At 66.9% G+C, this 19,435-nt stretch carries 20 protein-coding genes; 7 read left to right on the top strand and 13 right to left on the bottom strand.

Features of this window, described 5'->3' with window-relative positions; translation table 11 throughout:
• The first annotated feature begins 26 nt into the window (after positions 1–26).
• Positions 27–851 (top strand): phosphonate ABC transporter, permease protein PhnE, encoded by an 825-nt coding sequence (phnE, locus tag B4K74_RS00590; protein WP_286691320.1) that lies wholly within the window; start codon positions 27–29, stop codon positions 849–851.
• A 37-nt stretch (positions 852–888) separates the two neighbouring features.
• Positions 889–1,941 (top strand): substrate-binding domain-containing protein, encoded by a 1,053-nt coding sequence (locus tag B4K74_RS00585; protein ID WP_286691303.1) that lies wholly within the window; start codon positions 889–891, stop codon positions 1,939–1,941.
• Between the two features lie 12 nt (positions 1,942–1,953).
• Here B4K74_RS00585 and B4K74_RS00580 read toward each other — a convergent pair whose 3' ends face one another.
• Together B4K74_RS00580 and B4K74_RS00575 are read right to left on the bottom strand one after the other, a co-directional pair.
• A complete protein-coding gene (locus B4K74_RS00580; RefSeq protein WP_286691302.1) occupies positions 1,954–2,574 on the bottom strand; it encodes a class I SAM-dependent methyltransferase in 621 nt (206 codons plus the stop codon).
• 5 nt (positions 2,575–2,579) lie between these two features.
• Complete coding sequence (locus B4K74_RS00575) at positions 2,580–3,668, bottom strand: glycosyltransferase family 4 protein (RefSeq protein ID WP_286691301.1); 1,089 nt, start codon at positions 3,666–3,668, stop codon at positions 2,580–2,582.
• 151 nt (positions 3,669–3,819) lie between these two features.
• Here B4K74_RS00575 and putA point away from each other — a divergent pair, with 151 nt between their 5' ends.
• A complete protein-coding gene (putA, locus tag B4K74_RS00570) occupies positions 3,820–6,978 on the top strand; it encodes a bifunctional proline dehydrogenase/L-glutamate gamma-semialdehyde dehydrogenase PutA (RefSeq protein ID WP_286691300.1) in 3,159 nt (1,052 codons plus the stop codon).
• A 50-nt stretch (positions 6,979–7,028) separates the two neighbouring features.
• Here the strand turns inward: putA and B4K74_RS00565 are convergent, their stop codons facing one another.
• Genes B4K74_RS00565 through B4K74_RS00555 form a run of 3 tightly spaced genes read right to left on the bottom strand, consistent with a single transcriptional unit; the run spans position 7,029 to position 10,091 of the window.
• Positions 7,029–7,433: a hypothetical protein gene (locus B4K74_RS00565; RefSeq protein WP_286691299.1), complete on the bottom strand. Its 405-nt coding sequence runs from the start codon at positions 7,431–7,433 to the stop codon at positions 7,029–7,031.
• Positions 7,434–7,464: 31 nt separating this feature from the next.
• On the bottom strand, positions 7,465–8,415 hold the full coding sequence (locus B4K74_RS00560; protein WP_286691298.1) for a hydroxymethylglutaryl-CoA lyase: 951 nt from the start codon (positions 8,413–8,415) through the stop codon (positions 7,465–7,467).
• A complete protein-coding gene (locus tag B4K74_RS00555) occupies positions 8,412–10,091 on the bottom strand; it encodes an ArnT family glycosyltransferase (RefSeq protein WP_286691297.1) in 1,680 nt (559 codons plus the stop codon). Before B4K74_RS00555 ends, B4K74_RS00560 begins: the two co-directional genes overlap by 4 nt.
• Before the next feature lie 101 nt (positions 10,092–10,192).
• Between B4K74_RS00555 and B4K74_RS00550 the strand changes: the two genes are divergently transcribed.
• Both B4K74_RS00550 and B4K74_RS00545 read left to right on the top strand, forming a co-directional pair.
• Positions 10,193–10,921: a glycosyltransferase family 2 protein gene (locus B4K74_RS00550; protein WP_286691296.1), complete on the top strand. Its 729-nt coding sequence runs from the start codon at positions 10,193–10,195 to the stop codon at positions 10,919–10,921.
• Positions 10,922–11,036: 115 nt separating this feature from the next.
• Positions 11,037–11,462 carry a hypothetical protein gene (locus B4K74_RS00545; RefSeq protein ID WP_123286202.1) on the top strand — a complete coding sequence of 142 codons (426 nt, stop codon included), beginning with the start codon at positions 11,037–11,039 and terminating at the stop codon, positions 11,460–11,462.
• Here the strand turns inward: B4K74_RS00545 and B4K74_RS00540 are convergent, their stop codons facing one another.
• The 7 genes from B4K74_RS00540 to hslV all read right to left on the bottom strand — a co-directional run bounded on the left by B4K74_RS00540 (position 11,463) and on the right by hslV (position 16,039).
• Complete coding sequence (locus tag B4K74_RS00540) at positions 11,463–11,588, bottom strand: hypothetical protein (protein ID WP_260155554.1); 126 nt, start codon at positions 11,586–11,588, stop codon at positions 11,463–11,465.
• 27 nt (positions 11,589–11,615) lie between these two features.
• Positions 11,616–12,005, bottom strand: a complete 390-nt coding sequence (locus B4K74_RS00535) for a hypothetical protein (protein ID WP_123286203.1) — start codon at positions 12,003–12,005, stop codon at positions 11,616–11,618.
• A complete protein-coding gene (gene phaR, locus B4K74_RS00530; protein WP_286691295.1) occupies positions 12,002–12,652 on the bottom strand; it encodes a polyhydroxyalkanoate synthesis repressor PhaR in 651 nt (216 codons plus the stop codon). The genes B4K74_RS00535 and phaR overlap by 4 nt, the downstream gene beginning before the upstream one ends.
• Positions 12,653–12,728: 76 nt before the next feature.
• Positions 12,729–13,439 carry a PAQR family membrane homeostasis protein TrhA gene (trhA, locus tag B4K74_RS00525; RefSeq protein WP_286691294.1) on the bottom strand — a complete coding sequence of 237 codons (711 nt, stop codon included), beginning with the start codon at positions 13,437–13,439 and terminating at the stop codon, positions 12,729–12,731.
• Positions 13,440–13,595: 156 nt separating this feature from the next.
• Positions 13,596–14,906, bottom strand: coding sequence for an ATP-dependent protease ATPase subunit HslU (gene hslU / locus B4K74_RS00520; protein WP_286691293.1), 1,311 nt, complete (start codon positions 14,904–14,906; stop codon positions 13,596–13,598).
• Between the two features lie 87 nt (positions 14,907–14,993).
• Complete coding sequence (locus B4K74_RS00515; protein ID WP_339784618.1) at positions 14,994–15,401, bottom strand: GxxExxY protein; 408 nt, start codon at positions 15,399–15,401, stop codon at positions 14,994–14,996.
• Positions 15,402–15,457: 56 nt separating this feature from the next.
• On the bottom strand, positions 15,458–16,039 hold the full coding sequence (hslV, locus tag B4K74_RS00510) for an ATP-dependent protease subunit HslV (RefSeq protein WP_164461793.1): 582 nt from the start codon (positions 16,037–16,039) through the stop codon (positions 15,458–15,460).
• 136 nt (positions 16,040–16,175) lie between these two features.
• On the opposite strand from hslV, the gene B4K74_RS00505 reads away from it, so the two are divergent.
• Positions 16,176–16,607, top strand: coding sequence for a BLUF domain-containing protein (locus tag B4K74_RS00505; protein ID WP_286691291.1), 432 nt, complete (start codon positions 16,176–16,178; stop codon positions 16,605–16,607).
• A 49-nt stretch (positions 16,608–16,656) separates the two neighbouring features.
• Complete coding sequence (locus B4K74_RS00500; RefSeq protein ID WP_286691290.1) at positions 16,657–17,391, top strand: HesA/MoeB/ThiF family protein; 735 nt, start codon at positions 16,657–16,659, stop codon at positions 17,389–17,391.
• Between the two features lie 3 nt (positions 17,392–17,394).
• Here the strand turns inward: B4K74_RS00500 and B4K74_RS00495 are convergent, their stop codons facing one another.
• Entirely contained in the window at positions 17,395–19,425 is a 2,031-nt protein-coding gene (locus tag B4K74_RS00495) for an alpha/beta hydrolase family protein (protein WP_286691289.1), read from the bottom strand.
• Positions 19,426–19,435: the final 10 nt, after the last annotated feature.

Raw genomic sequence — 19,435 nt, 5'->3', positions numbered from 1 at the left:
TGATCCTCTTCGCCCTTCTGGCCAATATGCGTCGCCAGGCTGCGCCTACGTCGCGCGACCCCGCCACCGTGCCGCCGCCGCCCGAGAAGTCGACGGCCGCATGGTCGCTCGACCTGCTGCTCTGGGGCGGTCTGGCCATCATCCTGATCGCCAGCTTCGGCCGCGTGGACATGCCCAACCTCGGCAGTCTGTTCACCAATACCGAGAATATGCGGAACTATGGCCGGGACTTCCTGTCGCCGGACTTCTCGAACTGGCAGTTGCTGGTCGGTCAGATGTGGCTGACGGTCCAGATCGCCCTGTGGGGCACCTTCCTCGCCGTCTTCATCGCCGTGCCGCTCAGCCTGATGGCGTCGCGCAACCTGTCACCGCCCTGGCTGGTCTGGCCGGTACGCCGCTTCATGGACCTGCTGCGGTCGATCCCGGATCTGGTCAGCGCCACACTGTTCATCGTCGCCGTGGGTCTTGGGCCGCTGGCCGGGGTGCTGGCCATCGGCCTCAACACGGCGGGCGTTCTGGCCAAGCTGTTCTCGGAAGCGGTCGAGTCGATCGACGCCGGCCCGATCGACGGGGTCAAGGCGACCGGTGCCGGACGCCTGCACGAAATCGCCTGGGGGGTGATCCCGCAGGTCGCGCCCCTGTGGACCAGCTTTGCCCTCTACCGTTTCGAATCCAACAGCCGTGCGGCCACCGTGCTGGGTCTGATCGGCGCGGGCGGCATCGGCCAGGTGCTGTTCGAGAGCCTGCAGGCCTTCGACTACAATACGGTCTCGACCATCGCCATCATCATCATCGTGGCCGTGACCCTGATCGACATGCTGTCACAAGCCATGCGCAAACGTCTGCTTTAAAGACGTCAGACTCTCATCCGTATACGAGGATTTTTTCATGCGTCTCCGCTTCCTGACTTTGGTCGCCGCCTCCGCGCTCGCCCTCGCCGCCTGTGGCGATCAGGGCGGATCGTCCACCCGTGACGGCATCTGGGCCGCCGGTTCCTCGACGGTCTTCCCCTTCACCACCCGCGTGGCCGAGAATTTCGCCCGCAACACCGGTGGAGCGATGCCGCGTGTCGAATCGCTGGGCACCGGCGGGGGCATCCAGGCCTTCTGTCAGGGCATCGGCGCCCAGACGCCGGATATCGCCAATGCCTCGCGCCGGATGAAGGCGTCGGAATATGACCTGTGCGCCGCCAACGGCGTCACCGAAATCATCGAGCTCAAGATCGGCTTTGACGGACTGGTGATCGCTACCGCCCGCACCGGCGCCGACTTCGCCTTCGAGGGCGATGACCTCTATCTGGCGCTGGCCAAGGATGTCCCGGGCGGGGACGGCTTTGTCGCCAACCCCAACACCAGCTGGGACCAGGTGCGGTCCGGCCTGCCGTCGACCCGCATTCTGGTCTATGGCCCGCCGCCGACCTCGGGCACGCGCGACTCCTGGCTGGAGCTGGGCATGGCCCCGGCGGCCATGGCCAATCCGACCCTCGCGGCCCTGTCGGAAACCGACGAGGACGCGTTTGAGACCCGGGCCCACACCCTGCGAGAAGATCAGGTCTGGGTCGACTCTGGCGAGAATGACAATGCCATCGTCCAGACCCTGACCCGCACCCCGGGCTCGGTCGGGGTGTTCGGCTATTCCTTCCTCGATCAGAATTCGGAATCGGTGAAGGCGGCCAGCGTCAACGGCGTCTATCCGACGCTCGAGACCATTTCGTCGGGCGAATATCCGATCAGCCGGTCGATGTATATCTACATCAAAAAGGCCCACATCGGCGTGACGCCGGGTCTGGACCAGTTCATCGCCGAGTTCGTCTCGGACGCTGCGTCTGGCCCGGGTGGCTATCTGCAGGACCGGGGTCTGGTGCCGCTTCCCGAAGCCGAACTGGCCGCCCAGCGTGAGATCGCCCGCGCCCACACGCCGATGACCCGTCCCGCCGAATAGGCGGCCGAGGGATCAGGACGTCGCGCGTTCGGCCAGCCGCCGCGCGACGTCTTCCATCCGGTACAGCAACAGATAATGATCGCCCGACACCGGCTCCGGCAGGCTGTAGGGCGGCGCCTCCAGATTCAGGTGCCGCGAGGCATGAGGCTGGGTCGGCTCCAGATCGACGTTTTCGAAGCCCCGGTTGGTGGTGACCAGCAGCCAGTCCGCGCCCGAGGCCACCATATTCTCCAGCGCCGCCCACACATCGGCCTCCGACAGGTGATTGAGCAGGTCCTTGCTGAAGATCAGGTCGGTGCGTTCCGGGGCGGCCAGCGTGATGTCCAGCGAGCGGAATTCGTGCGTGGGGTGGCTGAGGCGGTTGTCCCGGATCAGCGCCGGCACGACGTCATAGCCGACATAGGTCACGTCCGGATGCGCAGCCAGTAACTCTGGCATCCAGTTGAAATCCCCGCACGGGATGTCCGCCATCGAGCGAATGCCATGCTCGCGGATCACCGTGTCCAGCACATGCAGGGCGAGCAAGACGGTCGGTGCGGCGCGTTCCGACCCCGGCCCGGAAGCCGATTCCCGGGATCCCCACAGACGTTGCTCATAGACCCCGGAGAACCGTTTTTCATTGTCTCCGGTCATGGTCGTCATGCCGCCTGGGATCGGCGGCGCAGGCGGGTGATACGGCGCAGTCGGCGCCAGAAACGGCCCCGCTCCGGCTCGGGATAGGGCTCAAGGTTCTCGACGAACTGTTCGGCCGAGGCGCGCCAGCTGAACTTCTCGGCATAGGCGCGCACATCGGCCCGATCCAGATCGAGGCAGGCCATGCAGGCGACCCTCAGGTCGTCGTCGATGGCGCCGGCGCCCGACCCCGGAATGATGTCAATGGGCCCATGCGCGGGGAAGGCCGCGACCGGCGTGCCCGTGGCCATCGCTTCCAGGATCACCAGACCAAAGGTGTCGGTCCAACTGGGGAAGACGAACACATCCGCGTCACGGAAGCAGCGGGCCAGCTCCTCGCCGAAGCGGGCGCCGAGGAATTTGGCCTCGGGATATTTCTTTGCCAGCTCGGCGCGCGCCGGACCGTCACCGACCACGATCTTGGTGCCCGGCAGGTCCTGTTCGAGGAAGGTCTCGATATTCTTCTCGACCGCCACCCGGCCGACATTCAGCCAGAAGGGACGCGGCCAGTCCTTACCACCAAGCTCGTCGTAGATGCGCGGCAGATCCGGGTTGAACAGCTCGGTATCCACACCGCGCGACCAGGGCGAGACGTTGCGAAATCCATGCTCCAGCAGCTCGTCGCGCAGCGTCGGCGTGGCCACCATCAGCCGCCCGGACGGCTTGTGGAACCACTTCATATAGGCATAGCCAACCTGCACCGGGACCGGGAAACGGGCGGAGATATATTCCGGAAATTTCGTGTGATAGCTGGTCGTAAAGGGCAGTTTCCATTCCACACAGATGCGGCGCGTGGCGATGCCGATCGGCCCCTCGGTGGCGATATGGACGGCATCGGGCTCGAATGCCCTCAGGCGCTCCCGGATTTCCTCTTCTGCCCCCAGTGCCAGCCGGATTTCGGGATAGGTGGGGCAGGGGATGGTCTTGAATTGGCTGGGTTCGATGACCTCGACCTCATGGCCCATGCCGCGACATTCCGCCACGGTTCGGGTCAGGGTTCGGACGACGCCATTGACCTGGGGCTCCCAGGCGTCGGTGGCCAGAATGATGCGCATGGAGGGGCCGCTGCAGCCTTTGTCTCTGTCGGGGATCGAGACTTACCCCGAAGCGTGGGCGATGGCGAGCCGGGATCATCCCCAAGCGTGGCGGCAAAGACTTGGACACGCCCCCCTCCCGCTCGGTGAAAGAAGTCGCTAAGGGGGCCGGATGGCCTCGAACGACACCTCCGCCCCCTTCGACGAATCCACCCTGTCCCAGAACTGGGAGACGCTGGACCGCGCCAAATTCGCAGATGAGACCACCGCCGTGCGCGAGCTGCTGGGCCGGGTGCCCCTGTCGGCCGAGGAGCGCACGCGGGTCGTCGATGAGGCCGTCGCCCTGGTCGAGTCCGCGCGCAAGGACTACCGGCTGGAAGGCGTGGTCGAAAGCTTCCTGCAGGAATTCTCGCTGGGCACACGCGAGGGTCTGGCCCTCATGTGTCTGGCCGAGGCCCTGCTGCGAACCCCCGATGAGGACACGCGCGACAAGCTGATCGCGGAGAAGATCGGCTCGGCCGATTGGGCCAGCCACATGGGTCAGTCCGAAAGCCTGTTCGTCAATGCCTCCACCTGGGGCCTCATGCTGACCGGCAAGCTGGTCGAGGTCGACGAGGATGCACGCCGGGATCTGCCGGCCTTCCTCAGGCGGGTGGCTGGACGGGTCGGCGAGCCCGTGATCCGTCAGGCGGTCGCGGCCGCCGTGCGCATGATGGGCGAACAGTTCGTCGTTGGCCGCTCGATCAACAGCGCCCTGAAGCGGGCCAACCGCGAAAAGTGGCTGTGCAGCTTCGACATGCTGGGCGAGGGCGCCCGCACCGTCGCCGACGCCGCCCGCTACGAAAAAATCTATGCCGACGCCATCCATGCGGTCGGCAAGGGCCGGGCCCAGCGCCCCGAATCAAAGGGGCCCCAAACCGGCCACGGCGTCTCGGTCAAGCTGTCGGCCCTGTCGCCCCGCTATGAAGCGACCCAAAGCCCCCGCGTCTGGGACGAGCTGTATCCCCGGGTCAAGCGACTGGCCCTGATCGCCGCCGAATACGACCTTAACTTCTGCATGGACGCCGAGGAGGCCGACCGGTTGGTCATCTCGCTCAAACTGCTCGACCGGCTGGCCCACGATCCCGATCTGGGCGAGTGGAAAGGCCTCGGTCTGGCGGTCCAGGCCTATCAGAAGCGCGGGCCCGAAGTGATCACGCGCGTCGCCGAGCTGGCGCGCGCCTCGGGCCGTCGCCTGATGGTGCGTCTGGTGAAGGGCGCCTATTGGGACACCGAGATCAAGCGCGCCCAGGTCATGGGCCGCCCCGACTATCCGGTCTATACGACCAAGGCCGCGACCGACCTCAACTATCTGGTCTGCGCCCAGGGGATCATCGACGCCGCCCCGCATCTGTACGGCCAGTTCGCCACCCACAATGCCGTGTCGCTGACGGCCGTGCACCGCATGGCCAGACGCGCAGACGTCAAGGTCGAGTTCCAGCGTCTGCACGGCATGGGCGAGGCCCTGTATGACGCCGCCGAAGCCGCCTGGAAGGCAGACCGCCCGGTGGTCCGGGCCTATGCCCCCGTGGGTGGGCACGAGGAACTTCTGCCGTATCTGGTCCGACGTCTGCTCGAGAACGGCGCCAACTCTTCCTTCGTCCACGTGCTGATGGACGAGCGCGTGCCCGCCGCCACCGTGGCGACCGATCCTATTTCCCTGGTCGAGGCCCAGCCCGACCGTCACCCCAAGATCCCGGTGCCCAGAGACATGTATGGTGACCGCCTGAACTCGCTCGGCCGCGACTATTCCCGCCAGGAAGACCGCGACACCCACCTCCAGGCGCTGGAGCTGGTGGACCGTGAAAAACTGACCTCCGGCCCCATCATCAACGGCCGCATGCAGGCCGGCATCAATGCCGAGGACGTGACCAACCCCTATTGGCGCGATGACATTCTCGGCCATGTGTCCGAGGCCTCGCCCGAGGACATCGACACCGCCATCGCCAACGCCGGCCGCGCCCAGATCGCCTGGGACCGCAAGGGCGGTCATGCCCGCGCCCATGTGCTGCGCGCCATGGCCGATTGTCTGGAAGGCGACCTCGACCGTCTGGTGGCCCTGCTCAGCCGCGAGGCCGGCAAGACCCTGAACGATGGCGTCGCCGAAGTGCGCGAGGCCGCCGACTTCTGTCGCTATTACGCCATGCTGGCCGAGCGGGACTTCGGCGGGCCGGAAGCCCTGACCGGCCCGGCGGGCGAGACCAACAAGCTGATCCTGCACGGGCGCGGCGTGTTCGCCTGTATCAGCCCGTGGAACTTCCCGCTGGCCATCTTCACCGGCCAGATCGCAGCGGCCCTGGCCGCCGGTAATGCCGTGGTGGCCAAGCCCGCCGAACAGACGCCCCTGATCGCGGCCGAGGCCGTGCGCGTCTTCCACCACTGTGGTCTGGACCCGAACCTCCTGGCCCTGCTGCCGGGCAAGGGGGAAACGGTCGGGGCCAAACTGGTCTCCCACCCCGGTATCGACGGCGTGGCCTTTACCGGCGGCACGGAAACCGCCTGGGCGATCAACAAGGCCATTGCGGCCCGGCCCGGACCGATCCTGCCCTTCATCGCCGAAACCGGCGGGCTGAACGCCATGTTCGTCGACACCACGGCCCTGCGCGAACAGGTGATCGACGATGTGCTGGTCTCGGCCTTTGGCTCGGCCGGCCAGCGCTGCTCGGCGCTGCGCATCCTCTATGTGCCCAAGGACCGGGCCCAGATCCTGATCGACGGGCTGAAGGGCGCGCTGGACGCCCTGGTGGTCGGCGATCCGGCCGACCCGGCCACCGACGTCGGCCCGGTGATCGACGCCGAAAGCCGCAAGATCCTCGAGGATCACGTCGCCCGACTGGAAAAGGAGGGCAAGGTCCTTGCCCGCGGCAATCTGCCGGAGGAGGCCGCACGCGGCGATCTGTTCGCCCCCGTCATCGCCGAAATCCCCACGCCGGACTTCCTTGAGAAGGAGGTGTTCGGCCCGATCCTGCACATCTATCGCTATGGCCCGAACGAGCTGAAGTCGGTCACAGAAAAGCTGGCCGGGCGCGGCTATGGCCTGACGCTGGGCGTGCACAGCCGGATCGAGGCCTTTGCCGATCAGGTCATCCGTCTGGTCCCCGCCGGCAATGTCTACATCAACCGCTCGATGACCGGCGCGGTGGTCGGCGTCCAGCCGTTCGGCGGCGAGGGCCTGTCGGGCACAGGCCCCAAGGCCGGCGGCCCCAACAGCCTGATCCGCTATGCCGCCGAGAAAGCCATCAGCAACAATATCGCAGCCCAGGGCGGCGACCCGGCGCTGATGAATTTGTAGGACGACCACGGCTGCGGAGGGCCGTTCTGCAAGGCCTGTGCAGGTGTTTCCTAAACCCGCTTCAGCCCCTGCTTGAACGCCGTCACCCGGTCGTCCATCCAGCTTTCGCCCTCGAACCAGAAGGTGGTCAGGGCCTCGTGGTTCAGGGCCACCCATTCGAGGGCCTTGGGGGCCAGTCGGCTGAGGTCGCGCTCATCCAGACTTGAGGCGAGCACGCGCGGGTTCGGGCCGATGGAAATAGACGCACTGGGCTGACCGCGCCCCGGCTTGAGGTAGAGCTTCACGCGCGGTCCGTGCTGCCCCATGGCCGTCGAGATGAAGACGACGGCCAGAACGCCGGTCCATTCCGGAGGCAGATTGGCCATCTCGACCGGCTCCTCTCCCAGCGCGGTCAGTTCCTCGTCGAGCGTCGGCTCGCGATCCGCCCAGACAGCAATGGTTTCCTGAACACCCATGGCGGCAATCTCTGCCCGTGCTGACGGAGTGTCAAACCCGGGTCGGCCATCGCCCTGCGCGGCTGAGGGCGCTGGGGGCGGGGCGGCCGATCTTGTCGCCGATCCAGCGGGCGGTCTCGATCAGGCGATCGAGGTCATAGCCGGTGTCGAACCCGGCCCGCTCCAGCATATAGACCAGATCCTCGGTGGCGATGTTGCCGGTGGCGCCGGGCGCGAACGGACAGCCGCCGATGCCGCCGACCGAGGCGTCCAGCACATCGACCCCGGCCTCGATTCCGGCATGGGCATTGGCCAGGCCGGTGTTGCGGGTGTCGTGGAAATGCAGGCGCAGGGTGGAGTCTGGCGCGGCCTTCCTTGCCGCCTCGACCTTTGTCGTCACCGCCCAGGGGTCGCCCGCGCCGATGGTGTCGGCCAGGGCGATCTCGCGGATGCCCAGGGCGGCATAGGCCCCGACCAGATCGGCGACCTGGTCCACGCTGACCTCCCCGTCGAACGGACAGCCCCAGACGCACGACAAGGTCACGGACAGCGAGGGGGCGGCGCGTTCTTGTGGTTCCCAGTCGTCAAGCGACCGGGAGGCGGGCTCGGCATTGTGGCGGCGGGCGACGATAGCCTCGACCATGGCGCGCTGACCGGCCCGGTCCAGTCCCTGATTCTTCAGGCCGAAGCCGTCGGTGGCGGCGACCGAAATATTGACCTCATCGACGGCCGTGGTGATCGCCCGGTCATAGCCCTTCCCGTTCAGAACCAGACCGATGCGACTGCGGCCCGCCTCGGGGGGCAGGGCGGCCATGACCTCTTCGGCCCCGGCCATCTGCGGCACATATTTGGGATGGACGAAGCTGACAGCCTCGATCCGGCGGGCACCGGCGGCCTCCAGCCTGCGGGTCAGCTCGGCCCGGACGGCGGGCTCAAGCACCGCCTTCTCGTTCTGCAGGCCGTCGCGCGGGCCGACCTCGACGATCTGGATGGGGCGGCTCATCGGGCCGATCCGGGGGCGACCTCGCTGCCGGGCGGGGCATAGACGGTCAGATTGACATCATCCCCGGTCGAATAGTTGTGGCCGCTGACCTCCCCGACCGCACGGCCGGTCACGCCCAGTCGGGCGGCGGCCTGGGCAAAGGCCTCGGCATCGCGGGCCTCGACAATGGCCGGGCGTCCCTCGGCCAGCGCCCGGGCCGCGCCCTCGGCATCGGTCAGCTGGGTCGCCCGCCCGGTCAGGAAGACAAAGCTGGGCTCATGGAAGGTGGTGATGGCCACCGGGCTGGTAGTCAGCCCCTGACGCGGATGCAGATTGGCCTGCTCCAGAACCTTGGTCAGCTGCGGGGCGATGGCCAGTGGACGCAGCTGGCGGATGGTACCAGACAGGGCGGCGTGGCTGAAGATGCCGAGCGCCAGCGCCGCGATCAGTCCCGCCACCGGCGCCTTGTTCAGCAGAAGGAAGCCGCCGATGGCCGCCGCCGCCACAGCCGTGACCATGGTGACCGCCGCCCAGGTCTGGGCCGTCGAGGTGGCAAAGTTCGACACGCCATAGATGGTTATGGCCACGATCAGCCCGGCGGCGACCAGGCCCAGCACCGCGCCCAGACGCCGCGACAGCGTCCCGATGGGCCGGGTCAGGGCGACCGCCGCCAGCAGGGCCAGCGCGCCGAAGGTCGGCAGGGTATAGTGGGCCAGCTTGGTCGGGGTCAGCTCAAAGATCAGCCAAGCGGGCACCAGCCAGCAGATCAGGAAGCGGATGGCCGGCTCGGTGCGCCGCTGCCAGGCGGTCGAGATCGACGCCGGCAGCAGCAGGGTCGCCGGAAAGAACAACAGCGGCAGGAGTAGCAGATAGACACCCGGGGGCGCCCCGTGGCTTTCGTGGCCGCCGGCGATCTTGGGCGCCAGATCGCCGCCGATGGCCTCGCGCCAGAAGCCGCCGTCGGTCGCAACCGTGATGGCCAATGCCCACGGTCCGACGATCAGGGCCACCAGCGCCAGTCCCCAGCCCCAGCCCAGCGGTCGCAGCCAGCGAATGTCCCTGTCCCAGAGCGACAGTGCCAGGACGGCGGGCACGATGACGATCAGGCCGATGGGGCCCTTGACCAGAATCGACAGGCCCAGCGCGCCCCAGAAGATCAGCTTGTGGCCCCGGTTGGGCGGGTCATTGGCCCGCACCGCCAGATAGATACGCATCAGCGCCGCCATGGCCGCTGTCACACAGGCCACCAGAACGGCATCCGTCTTGGCGATCCCGGCCTCGGTCGACAGCAGAAAACAGGCGCCCATGATGGCCCCGGCCAGCACCCCGGTGCGGGTGCCGAACACGGCCGAACCCACCCAGGCACAGGCGATGGCGGCGATCATGGCGCCCAGCAGGGACGGCAGGCGATAGGGCACGATGTTGCGGGCTTCGGCGCTGCCGGTCACGGCCACCGCAGCGGCCTGCATCCAATAGATGCCGATCGGCTTCTTCCAGCGCGGCTCGTCCTGGAAGCGGATGTCGACATAGTCGCCCGTTTCCAGCATCTGCGAGGTGGCCTGGGCATAGCGGCTCTCGTCGCGATCCAGCGGCGGTAGCAGCATCAGGCTGGGCAGACCCGCGACCAGCGCCACAAGCGCCGCCAGGGCCAGACCGCGCCAGCCGCGCAGTCGATGAGCAAGATCGAAACCGGTCATGGTCCCGCTTCTATCACGCGGTTTCGGATCGCGTCAGCCGTCTCTCGCGACCGTGAGCGCCCGCCCTCCCCCTTCGCCGCAAAACGGGCTAGACAGCGGCCATGACAGCCGAGCTCCCCCGCATCTCCGTAGTCGTTCCCGTGCATGACGAGGCGGGGGCGGTTGAAACCCTTGTCACCGAAATCGCCGAGGCCTTTTCCGGCCGGGCGTATGAAATGGTGCTGGTCAATGACGCCAGCCGTGATCAGACCCTGACCATCCTGCAGGACCTCAAGGCCCGATTCCCGGCGCTGCGCGTGCTGTCGCACGGGGCCAATGCAGGCCAGAGCCGCGCCGTGCGCACCGGCATTCTTGCGGCGCGCGGTGAGGTGGTGGTGACCCTGGATGGCGATGGCCAGAATCCGCCGTCCGAGGCGCCAAAACTGGTCGATGCCCTGCTGGCCGCCCCGCCGGAGGTCGCCCTGGTCGGCGGTGTTCGTCAGCGGCGTCAGGATACGGGCGCCAAGCTGTGGGCCTCGCGCTGGGCCAACCGCATCCGCAAGCGCCTGCTGGGCGACGATGCCGACGACACCGGCTGCGGTCTCAAGGCCTTCCGGCGCGACGTCTTCCTGCGGCTCCCCTATTTCGATCACATCCACCGCTATCTGCCGGCCCTGATGATCCGCGAGGGCTACCAGAACCGCTATCTGCCCATTACTCACCGGGCGCGCGATTCCGGCCGGTCCAAATACACCAACTGGGAGAGGCTGATGGCCAGCCTTTCGGACCTTCTGGGCGTTATGTGGTTGAAATCGCGGTCAAGAAACCCGGGACGGGTCACCGAAGTCTGACTCCTGCCCTGCCCCCGATGGCGCAGCCGAAGGAACAGGGTTAGACTGGCGTAAAGGTTAACCGGCTCCAGAGTCGGATCAAAGGTCCGCGCGCCGGACGACGAGGGGATAGGCCATGTGGATTGCTGTACCGCTTCTGGTCGTGCCGTGGCTGCTCTATAATGTTGTTGTTCTGACCGGGCTGCTGGGGGGCGACCCGTCTCTGGGCGCCGATCCGTCATTGCGTCAGGCGGTCTTTTCCCTGCCCATGACCTCGGGCGTGCGGTGGAACGTCGGCGTCGGTGACATGATCCTGTTCCTCGGCCTGATCTTCCTGTTCTTTGAGCTGCTGAAATCCACCTCCAGCCAGAAGGTGGCGATCGTCAATCACGCCCTGTCGATGATCCTGTTCGTGGTCTGCCTGGTGCAGTTCCTGTTGATCCCGACCTTTGCCACATCGACCTTCTTCCTGATCACGGTGATGGTCATGCTGGATGTGCTGGCCGGTTTCATCGTGACGATCATCGCGGCCCGCAAGGACCTCGACTTCAGCGGCGCCTGATCAGCCGAAGACGCTGAACACCAGGGCCACGATCATCACATCGGTGGCGCGGGCGGTGAACGAGAACAGATTGGCCAGAGACATGATCCGGGCTCCGATACGGGACAGGGGTCCCGCATCCAGCAAGGGTCATGCCGCAGGGTGGGCTGGTCGTCAGACCTCGGTCTTGCCGGTCTTGCCCGGTAGCGGGCGACGGTCCTTCGCCCCGGAATATTCATTGCCCAGATAGGCCGAACGCGCGGCATCCAGGACGGGTGGGCCGCCTCTCAGCCCTTTGCGGGCCCCGGTCTGGCCCAGCATCTGGGCCTCGAACGCGCCGGTCCCGAGCGGGGAGACGGGGGGCGGCGTGGCGGCAGGGCCTGCCGCCGGATCGGCAGTTTCGTCCGGGCTCCCGGCAGGGGTTTCCCGGGGCACCAGGGCGCGGCCCTCGGCCCGGCGATCGGCCTGGCGACGCTCGTCCTCGCGACGTCGACCCTCACGCCGATCCGGCACGACGCCCGTGACGGGCGGGGTCGGACCGACAGGCGGGATGCGCCCGGTCATGCCGGATCCGATCCGCCCTTCTTGCCGCCCCGGGCGCTGCCCTCGGCCAGCCGCTCGATCTGGGCACGCATCTCGTCCATCTGGCGACGCATTTCGTCCAGCGCCGGGTCGTTGCCGGACGCGGCGGGTCGGGACGGGGCTGGGGCCGCCTCGGGGGTCTCTTCGGTCGCTCCCGAGCGCGCATAGGCGTTGAAGCCCGGAAACAGGGTCATGGCCTTCTGGAACATCACCATATTCTGGCGAACGGCATCCTCCATCAGCCCCGCGCCGGCGCCGGTGCCGAACGCGCGGTTCAGCTGGGTCCGGAACTGCTCCTGCTGCTTGGAGAAGGAATCCAGTGACATCTCCAGATAGCTGGGCAGCACGCCCTGCATCTGCCCGCCGTAAAAGCCGATCAGCCGCCGCAGGAATTGCACGGGCAGAAGGGCCTCCCCCCGGCTTTCTTCCTCGAAGATGATCTGCGTCAGAATGGTCCGCGTCAGATCGTCGTTGGTCTTGGCGTCATAGACGACAAAGTCGATCCCCTCGCGCACCATGGCGGCCAGATCGTCGAGCGTCACATAGGAAGATGTGGCGGTATTGTAGAGCCGCCGGTTCGCATACTTCTTGATGACGACCGTGTCGCCACCGGGCTTGGCATCCGTCACGCTGATGTCCTTGTGGTGAAACCGGGGTCACTATCGCGCGGCCCGACGCTTTACGCCAGCCTCGACCGCGCGGGGGTCAGGTCGCAGGCGCCAGCACCACGCCCACCAGGATGGCGGCCCAGTGCACACCGGCCCCGGCGACCACGAATCCGTGCCAGATGGCGCGGCGGAACTTCACCTTGGGGCTGATGAAGACGAACACGCCCGACGTATAGACCAGCCCGCCGATCACCAGCAGCGTCAGGGCGGCCGGGTGCACCGTGTCCAGCATGGGCTTGAGCGCCAGCACGGCCAGCCATCCGAAGATCACATAGACGGTGCTCCAGATGGCGTCGGAAAGGCGCGGCAGGACCAGTTTGGCGGCCACACCGGCCAGCGCCAGCGCCCAGATCAGCAGGGTAAAGCCGGTCGACCAGGCCCCCTCGAACCTCTGGGTGGTGAAGGGCGTATAGCTGCCGGCGATCATCAGAAAGATGGCCGCCTCGTCCAGCCGCCGCAGCAGGGGCCGGGCCGGGCCGGGCTGGGTCAGATTATAGACGGTCGAGGCCGCCAGCATGGCGATCAGGCACAGCGCATAGACGGCGGTCGCGATGATCAGGCCCGCGCCGGCTGCCGAGAACGACGACATGACGGCCAGCACGATACCGCCGATCCCGGCCAGTCCCAGTCCGACAAGATGCACCCACAGATCGGCCAGACGTTCGCCGCGCGTCTCATAGTGCTCGGCCATGTCCAGCTCGTCAGGCTGCATCAGGCGGCGGATCAGGGCGGGCAGTGTCCGGGTCATGGGCCGTGCTTTCTTCAGGCCGTTGCAGAAGACGCGTCGAGACAGTCACTGTGGCCGACACTAGGGCGATGAAATGACTCGACCCTGAATCCGCTCCGGTCCGGGCGACAAGAATTCCCCCTGCGGCAGTTGCGCCACACCGGGCCCTGCGCGGCCCTAAAGGATGTATCGGCTCAGATCGCTGTCTCCGGTCAGGTCGCCCAGACGCTCGCGGACCGCCTCCGCGTCAAAGCGGATCGTCTGGCCCGACAGGTCGGCGGCCTTGAAGCTGGTCTCTTCCAGCACCCGTTCGACCACGGTGATCAGCCGGCGGGCGCCGATGTTCTCGATGGCGCTGTTGGCCCCCACGGCGGCGTCGGCCATCGCCTCGACGGCGTCCTCGGTGAACTCGAGTGTCACATTCTCGGTCGCCAGAAGGGCCTGGTTCTGGCGGATCAGATTGGCCTCGGGCTCGGTCAGGATGCGTCGGAAGTCCTCCCGCGTCAGGGCCTTCAGCTCGACCCGGATCGGCAGGCGCCCCTGCAGTTCGGGCAGCAGGTCGCTGGGCTTGGACACGTGGAAGGCTCCAGAGGCCACGAACAGCACATGATCCGATTTCACCGGGCCGTAGCGCGTGGCGACCGTCGTGCCCTCGATCAGCGGCAACAGGTCGCGCTGCACGCCCTCGCGGCTGACGTCGGCGCCGCCTCGATCCTGCCTTGCGGCGACCTTGTCGATCTCGTCGATGAAGACGATGCCTTCGGTTTCGGCCAGCTGAACCGCCTCGCGCGCCAGACTGTCATTGTCGAGCAGCTTGTCGGACTCCTCGGCGATCAGCGGCGCATGGGCGGCCTTGACCGACAGGCGGACGGTCTTGGTCCGCGGGCCGCCCATCTTGCCCAGCATCTCGGTCAGATTGATCATGCCGACATTGCCGCCGGGGGCCATGCCGGGCAGGTCCAGCCCCGGCATGGGCGAGGAAGTGTCGGCGAGGGCCAGATCGATCTCCTTGTCATCCAGCTCGCCCTTGCGCAGGCGGGTGCGGAAGGCGTCGCGCGTGGCCTTTTGCGCGCCCGCCCCGACCAGAGCGTCCAGAATCCGGTCCTCGGCCGCGCGTTCGGCCTGGGCCCGGACCTCGTCCCGGCGGCGGTCACGGACGATGATCAGCGCGGCCTCGACCAGATCGCGCAGGATCTGGTCGACGTCCCGGCCCACATAGCCGACCTCGGTGAATTTGGTCGCCTCGACCTTCAGGAAGGGCGAGCCCGTCAACCGCGCCAGCCGGCGGGCGATCTCGGTCTTGCCCACGCCGGTCGGCCCGATCATCAGGATGTTCTTCGGCGTCACCTCGTCGCGCAGCGGCTCGGCCACCTGCTTGCGGCGCCAGCGATTGCGCAGGGCCAGGGCCACGGCGCGCTTGGCATCGGCCTGGCCGACAATGAAGCGGTCCAGCTCGGAGACGATTTCGCGGGGGGACAGGTCAGTCATGGCGCTCAGATGGGTGGGCGGAGGGACGTTTGCGAGAGGGGAAGGTTCATCACAAAGGACAGGAAGGAGCCACGAAGATCACGAAGGTCAACGCACGACCCGCCGAAGTCCGTTCTTGATCAATGTCGTGTTGAAGTTGATCAGGTAGCCGAGCCGGCGACCCGAAAAGCGAAGATAGGTTGCAACCTGAGCCGTATGGATCGAAGCCAAGGCGTCGATCGCCTTGATCTCGATCACGACGAGATCGTCGACCAGAAGATCAAGCCGCAGGCCGACATCCACGCGAATGTCGCCGTAGGCGACGGGCACGCCAATCTGACGCTCAACGCGGAGTCCCCGACCCCGGAGCTCTTCGGCGAGGCAGGCCTCGTAGACCGATTCCAGCAAGCCCGGCCCCAATGCACGGTGCACTGTCAGTGCGGCGTCCACGACGACACTCCCGACGCGCTCGACTTCGGCAGGCAGTGGCTCGGGCCCTTCGTGTCCTTCGTGCATCCTCTGTGACCTTCGTGTTGAACCAGCAGCCGCTCGGGCAAGCCCCTGCGGCCAAACTACTCCAGTCGCTCCACGGTCAGGTTGCCGTTGGTGTAGACGCAGACCTCAGCGGCGATGGCCATGGCCTTGCGGGCGATCGCCTCGGCATCAAGGTCGGTATTCTCGATCAGGGCCCGGGCCGCCGACAGGGCGAAATTTCCGCCGGACCCGACGGCCGCCACCCCGTGTTCCGGCTCCAGTACATCGCCGACGCCCGTTACGGTGAAGATCGAGGTCTTGTCCGCGACCAGCAGCATGGCTTCCAACCGTCGAAGGTAGCGGTCGGTACGCCAGTCCTTGGCCAGATCGACGCAGGCCCGCGCCAGCTGATCCGGATACTGCTCCAGCTTGGCTTCCAGTCGCTCCAGCAGGGTGAAGGCGTCGGCGGTCGCTCCGGCAAAGCCTGCGACAACGCGCCCCCCGGCCAGGGTCCGCACCTTGCGGGCCGCGCCCTTGACGATGGTGGGGCCCATGGAGACCTGACCGTCACCGGCGATGACGGTCGTTCCGCCCTTGCGGACCGCGAGGATGGTGGTGCCGTGCCAGCCGGGCCCGGAAGACTGGGGAGGTGCGGGGAGAGCGTCAGAATAATTCATCATGCCGAAATGGGGCCACCTTTCACCCCTGGCAAGACAACGGCCTGAAATGTAACACGGATATGAAGGTCACATTGTTGCCAATGTAACCCGTTACAGTGGACAACGATTCCATACTGAGTGAACCAAAGGCAAATTTATGCTCCATCGCATCACATATGTGAGCGAGGTGACCGGCACGTTCGGAAAAACCGTCCTGTCGATCGCCCAGATTCTTGGCGTATCGGAAGCCAACAACCGTCGCGACGACGTGACTGGCGCCATGGCGATTGAAGACGGCTTGGTCGTCCAGGTCATTGAGGGCTCGCGGCCCGATGTTGATCGCCTGCTGGGCCGCCTAAGGACCGACCCCCGCCACACCAATCTGTCGATCCTGGCCGACCGCCCGGTCCCTGAGCGCCTGTTCGACGTGCCCATGGCCCACTGCCATTTCGATAACGGGCCGGCCAGACTCGACCTTCTGGCTCTGGCCGAAGGTCAGATTCCGGTGGGTCGCGCCGAGGATCTTCTGGCCCGGTGCGCCCGCGGTGACGACGCGCCCGAAGCTGCGCGGACCGGCACGGGCAGATAGGCGAACAATCCGGCTCGCCTCGCCGAACTCTGCAGCCTAGAACAGGGCCGTGACCTTTTCCGAAGACGAGATCGAACGCTACGCCCGCCACCTGGTTCTGGCTGATGTCGGCGGGCCCGGCCAGCAGCGACTGAAGGCCGCGCGTGTGCTGATCGTCGGTATGGGGGGCGTCGGCGGTCCGGCCGCCCTCTATCTGGCGGCAGCCGGGGTCGGCATCCTGGGTCTTGTCGATGATGACACGGTCTCGCTCTCGAACCTGCAGCGCCAGATCCAGTTCGAGACGGCCGATATTGGCCGACCCAAGGTCGAGGTCGCGGCGCGGAGACTGACCGCCCTCAATCCCCATGTCGAGGTCCGGACCTTTGCGGAACGCCTGTCGGCGGATACGGCACATGCGCGCATCACCGGATGGGATCTGGTCATCGACGGGACAGACGATTTCGCAACGCGGATGGCCGTGAACGCCGCCTGCATCACGGCCGGGGTGCCGCTGGTCTCGGGCGCGCTGGGCGCCTGGAGCGGCCAGGTGGCCGTGTTCAAGGGTCGGCCCTGCTATCGCTGTCTGGTGCCCGACGTGCCGCCCGATGCCGAAACCTGTGCCCGGGTTGGCGTGGTCGGCGCCCTGGCCGGTCTGGTCGGCAGTATGACGGCGCTGGAAACCCTCAAGCGGCTGACCGGCGCGGGCGAACCCCTGACCGGGCGCCTCTGGATTCACGACGCCCTGACCGGCCAGACCCGCACCGTGCGGATCGCGGCCGATCCGGCCTGTCCCGTCTGCAGCTGAAGATCAGGCAAACGCCTGTTTCAGCAGGACGATGTAGCGCTCCAGCAGTTCCTGCTCCTTTTCCGCAGGCCAGTCGGCGTGGCCGGCGTCCTCGACCTCGATCAGCTCCACCGCCTTGCCGGCCTGTATCAGGGCCTCGTTCATGCGCCGGGATTCGATCACCGGCACGATCGGGTCATCGACGCCATGGACCAGCAGCACCGGACAGGTGATCTCGGTCGCCCGCCGACTGGGTGAGGCTGCCACCAGTTGCGGTCCCATCGTCTCGGGATCGCCGATCCGCTTGACCCAGAAATTATAGACCTGCCGGTCCGGGGTGTCGTCCTCGCGACGCTCCCACGCCAGCATTTCCGGCAGGTCGGCCACACCGCAGATGGCGATCGCCGCCTTGTAAAGATCCGGTCTGCGCACCGCGCCCATCAGGGCGGCATAGCCGCCATAGCTGGTGCCCATGATAGCGACGCGGCTGGCGTCGAGCCCCTTGAGGGCGATGGCCTGATCGATGGCGTCCTCGACGTCCTCCTGCATCCGGTCGCCCCAGCGGGTCCACCCCTCGCGGGCAAAGGCCATGCCGTAGCCGCCCGAGCCCCGGAAATTGGGCCGCAGCACCCACCAGCCCTGCGCCGCCAGAACCTGCACCTGCCGGTCCCAGCTGCGCAGGTCGCGCACCTCGGGCCCGCCATGCGGCAAAACCACCAGCGGCCCCGGCTGACCGCCCGGAGGCGCCGTCAGATAGGCCTCTATGCTGGCGCCGTCGCGCGTCGTGACCGACAGGGTGTCGGTCAGGCCCAGCCGGTCGAAATCCAGCAGTCTCACGGCGCCCAGATTGACGATGGCCCGGGCCTCCCGGTCATAGAAATACCAGGCGCCCGGCTCGCGCGGGCCGGTGACCCCAACCACCATCCGGTTATGGTCGCGGCTGAGATCGTTCAGATAGACATCGCAGTCATTGTCCAGAAAGGCGTTCAGGGCGCGGTGGTGCGCCCCCAGGGCCGCGTCGGCAAACTCATATTCCAGCCGCTCGCCATAGAAAGCCGCCCCCACATAGCGCCCGGCGGCATCAACGACGCCATGCATGACGTCGCGCCCGGCGCGATGGGACAGGGCCGCCCCCATACCAAAGGTCTCTAGGTTCATTTCCCGAACCACCATCGTGTCCTCGCCCTCGGCGCGGGCGGTCACCAGAATGGTGCCCGGCGTCTCCGTCTCGCCGACCCAGCTGAACTCGGGCAGGTCACCGATCCGGTTGCGGCGGATAGGCCTCCAGGCGCCGCTGCTGGTCGCGCGGCCGGAAATGGTCAACACCGTGCCGCGCGGGTTGATGTCGTAGCGAATGACCGGCACGCCCTGCTGGGTCTCCCAGCCGATGGTGCCGGAGCTGCCGCGCTCGATCCTTTCGGCCGAACCGGTCGCGACATTGACCTTGTGCAGGCCCAGAACCCCGTCTCGCTCCCATGCCGCCATCAACACATGGTCGTCATCGCTGCGCAGAAGATCGACCACACTGCCCAGATCGCGCGAGGCCCGCAGGCGTTGCCGGTCATCCTGGAACATGACCGCCATCTCGCCCGTGACGGCGCTGACCGACATGAGGCGTTTCGAGGTGATCTCCCGGGCGGCGGTCCGTCGGTTGGATCCGGAGATGGACTGCGGGGCGATCTTTGTCGTCACGGCAAGCCTGACCAGAAGCCGCTCGTCATTGGCCCAGTCCAGGCTTTCGACCTTGGTCGGCCCCAGATCGATTCGCTTGCGCGCGCCTTCCGGATCACTCGCATCCAGAACGTCGATCACGCCATGGGGCTCGTCCTCGGTGCCCAGCTGGTCCAGTACCGCGATCAGGGTGCCGCCGGGGGACAGGGTCGCCGCGCGTGTGCGGGCCGTCGTGAAAAAGGCCTCGATCGGATAGGGGGTGGTCCGTGCGCGGGTGACGTCAGGCCGCAGTCCCATGGCCGCCGCGCCACCGAACCCCGCAGCCATCGTCAGCAGCGCCCGCCGCGACACGACCGCAAGGGTCGTCACGTCTCTGGATTTCATCGATTTTCCC

It is taken from the genome of Brevundimonas sp. UBA2503 (genome assembly GCF_002341485.1).
Classification (GTDB): domain Bacteria; phylum Pseudomonadota; class Alphaproteobacteria; order Caulobacterales; family Caulobacteraceae; genus Brevundimonas; species Brevundimonas halotolerans.
The sequence above is the reverse complement of the archived record's forward strand: the minus strand, read 5'-3'. Positions and strand labels throughout refer to the sequence as shown.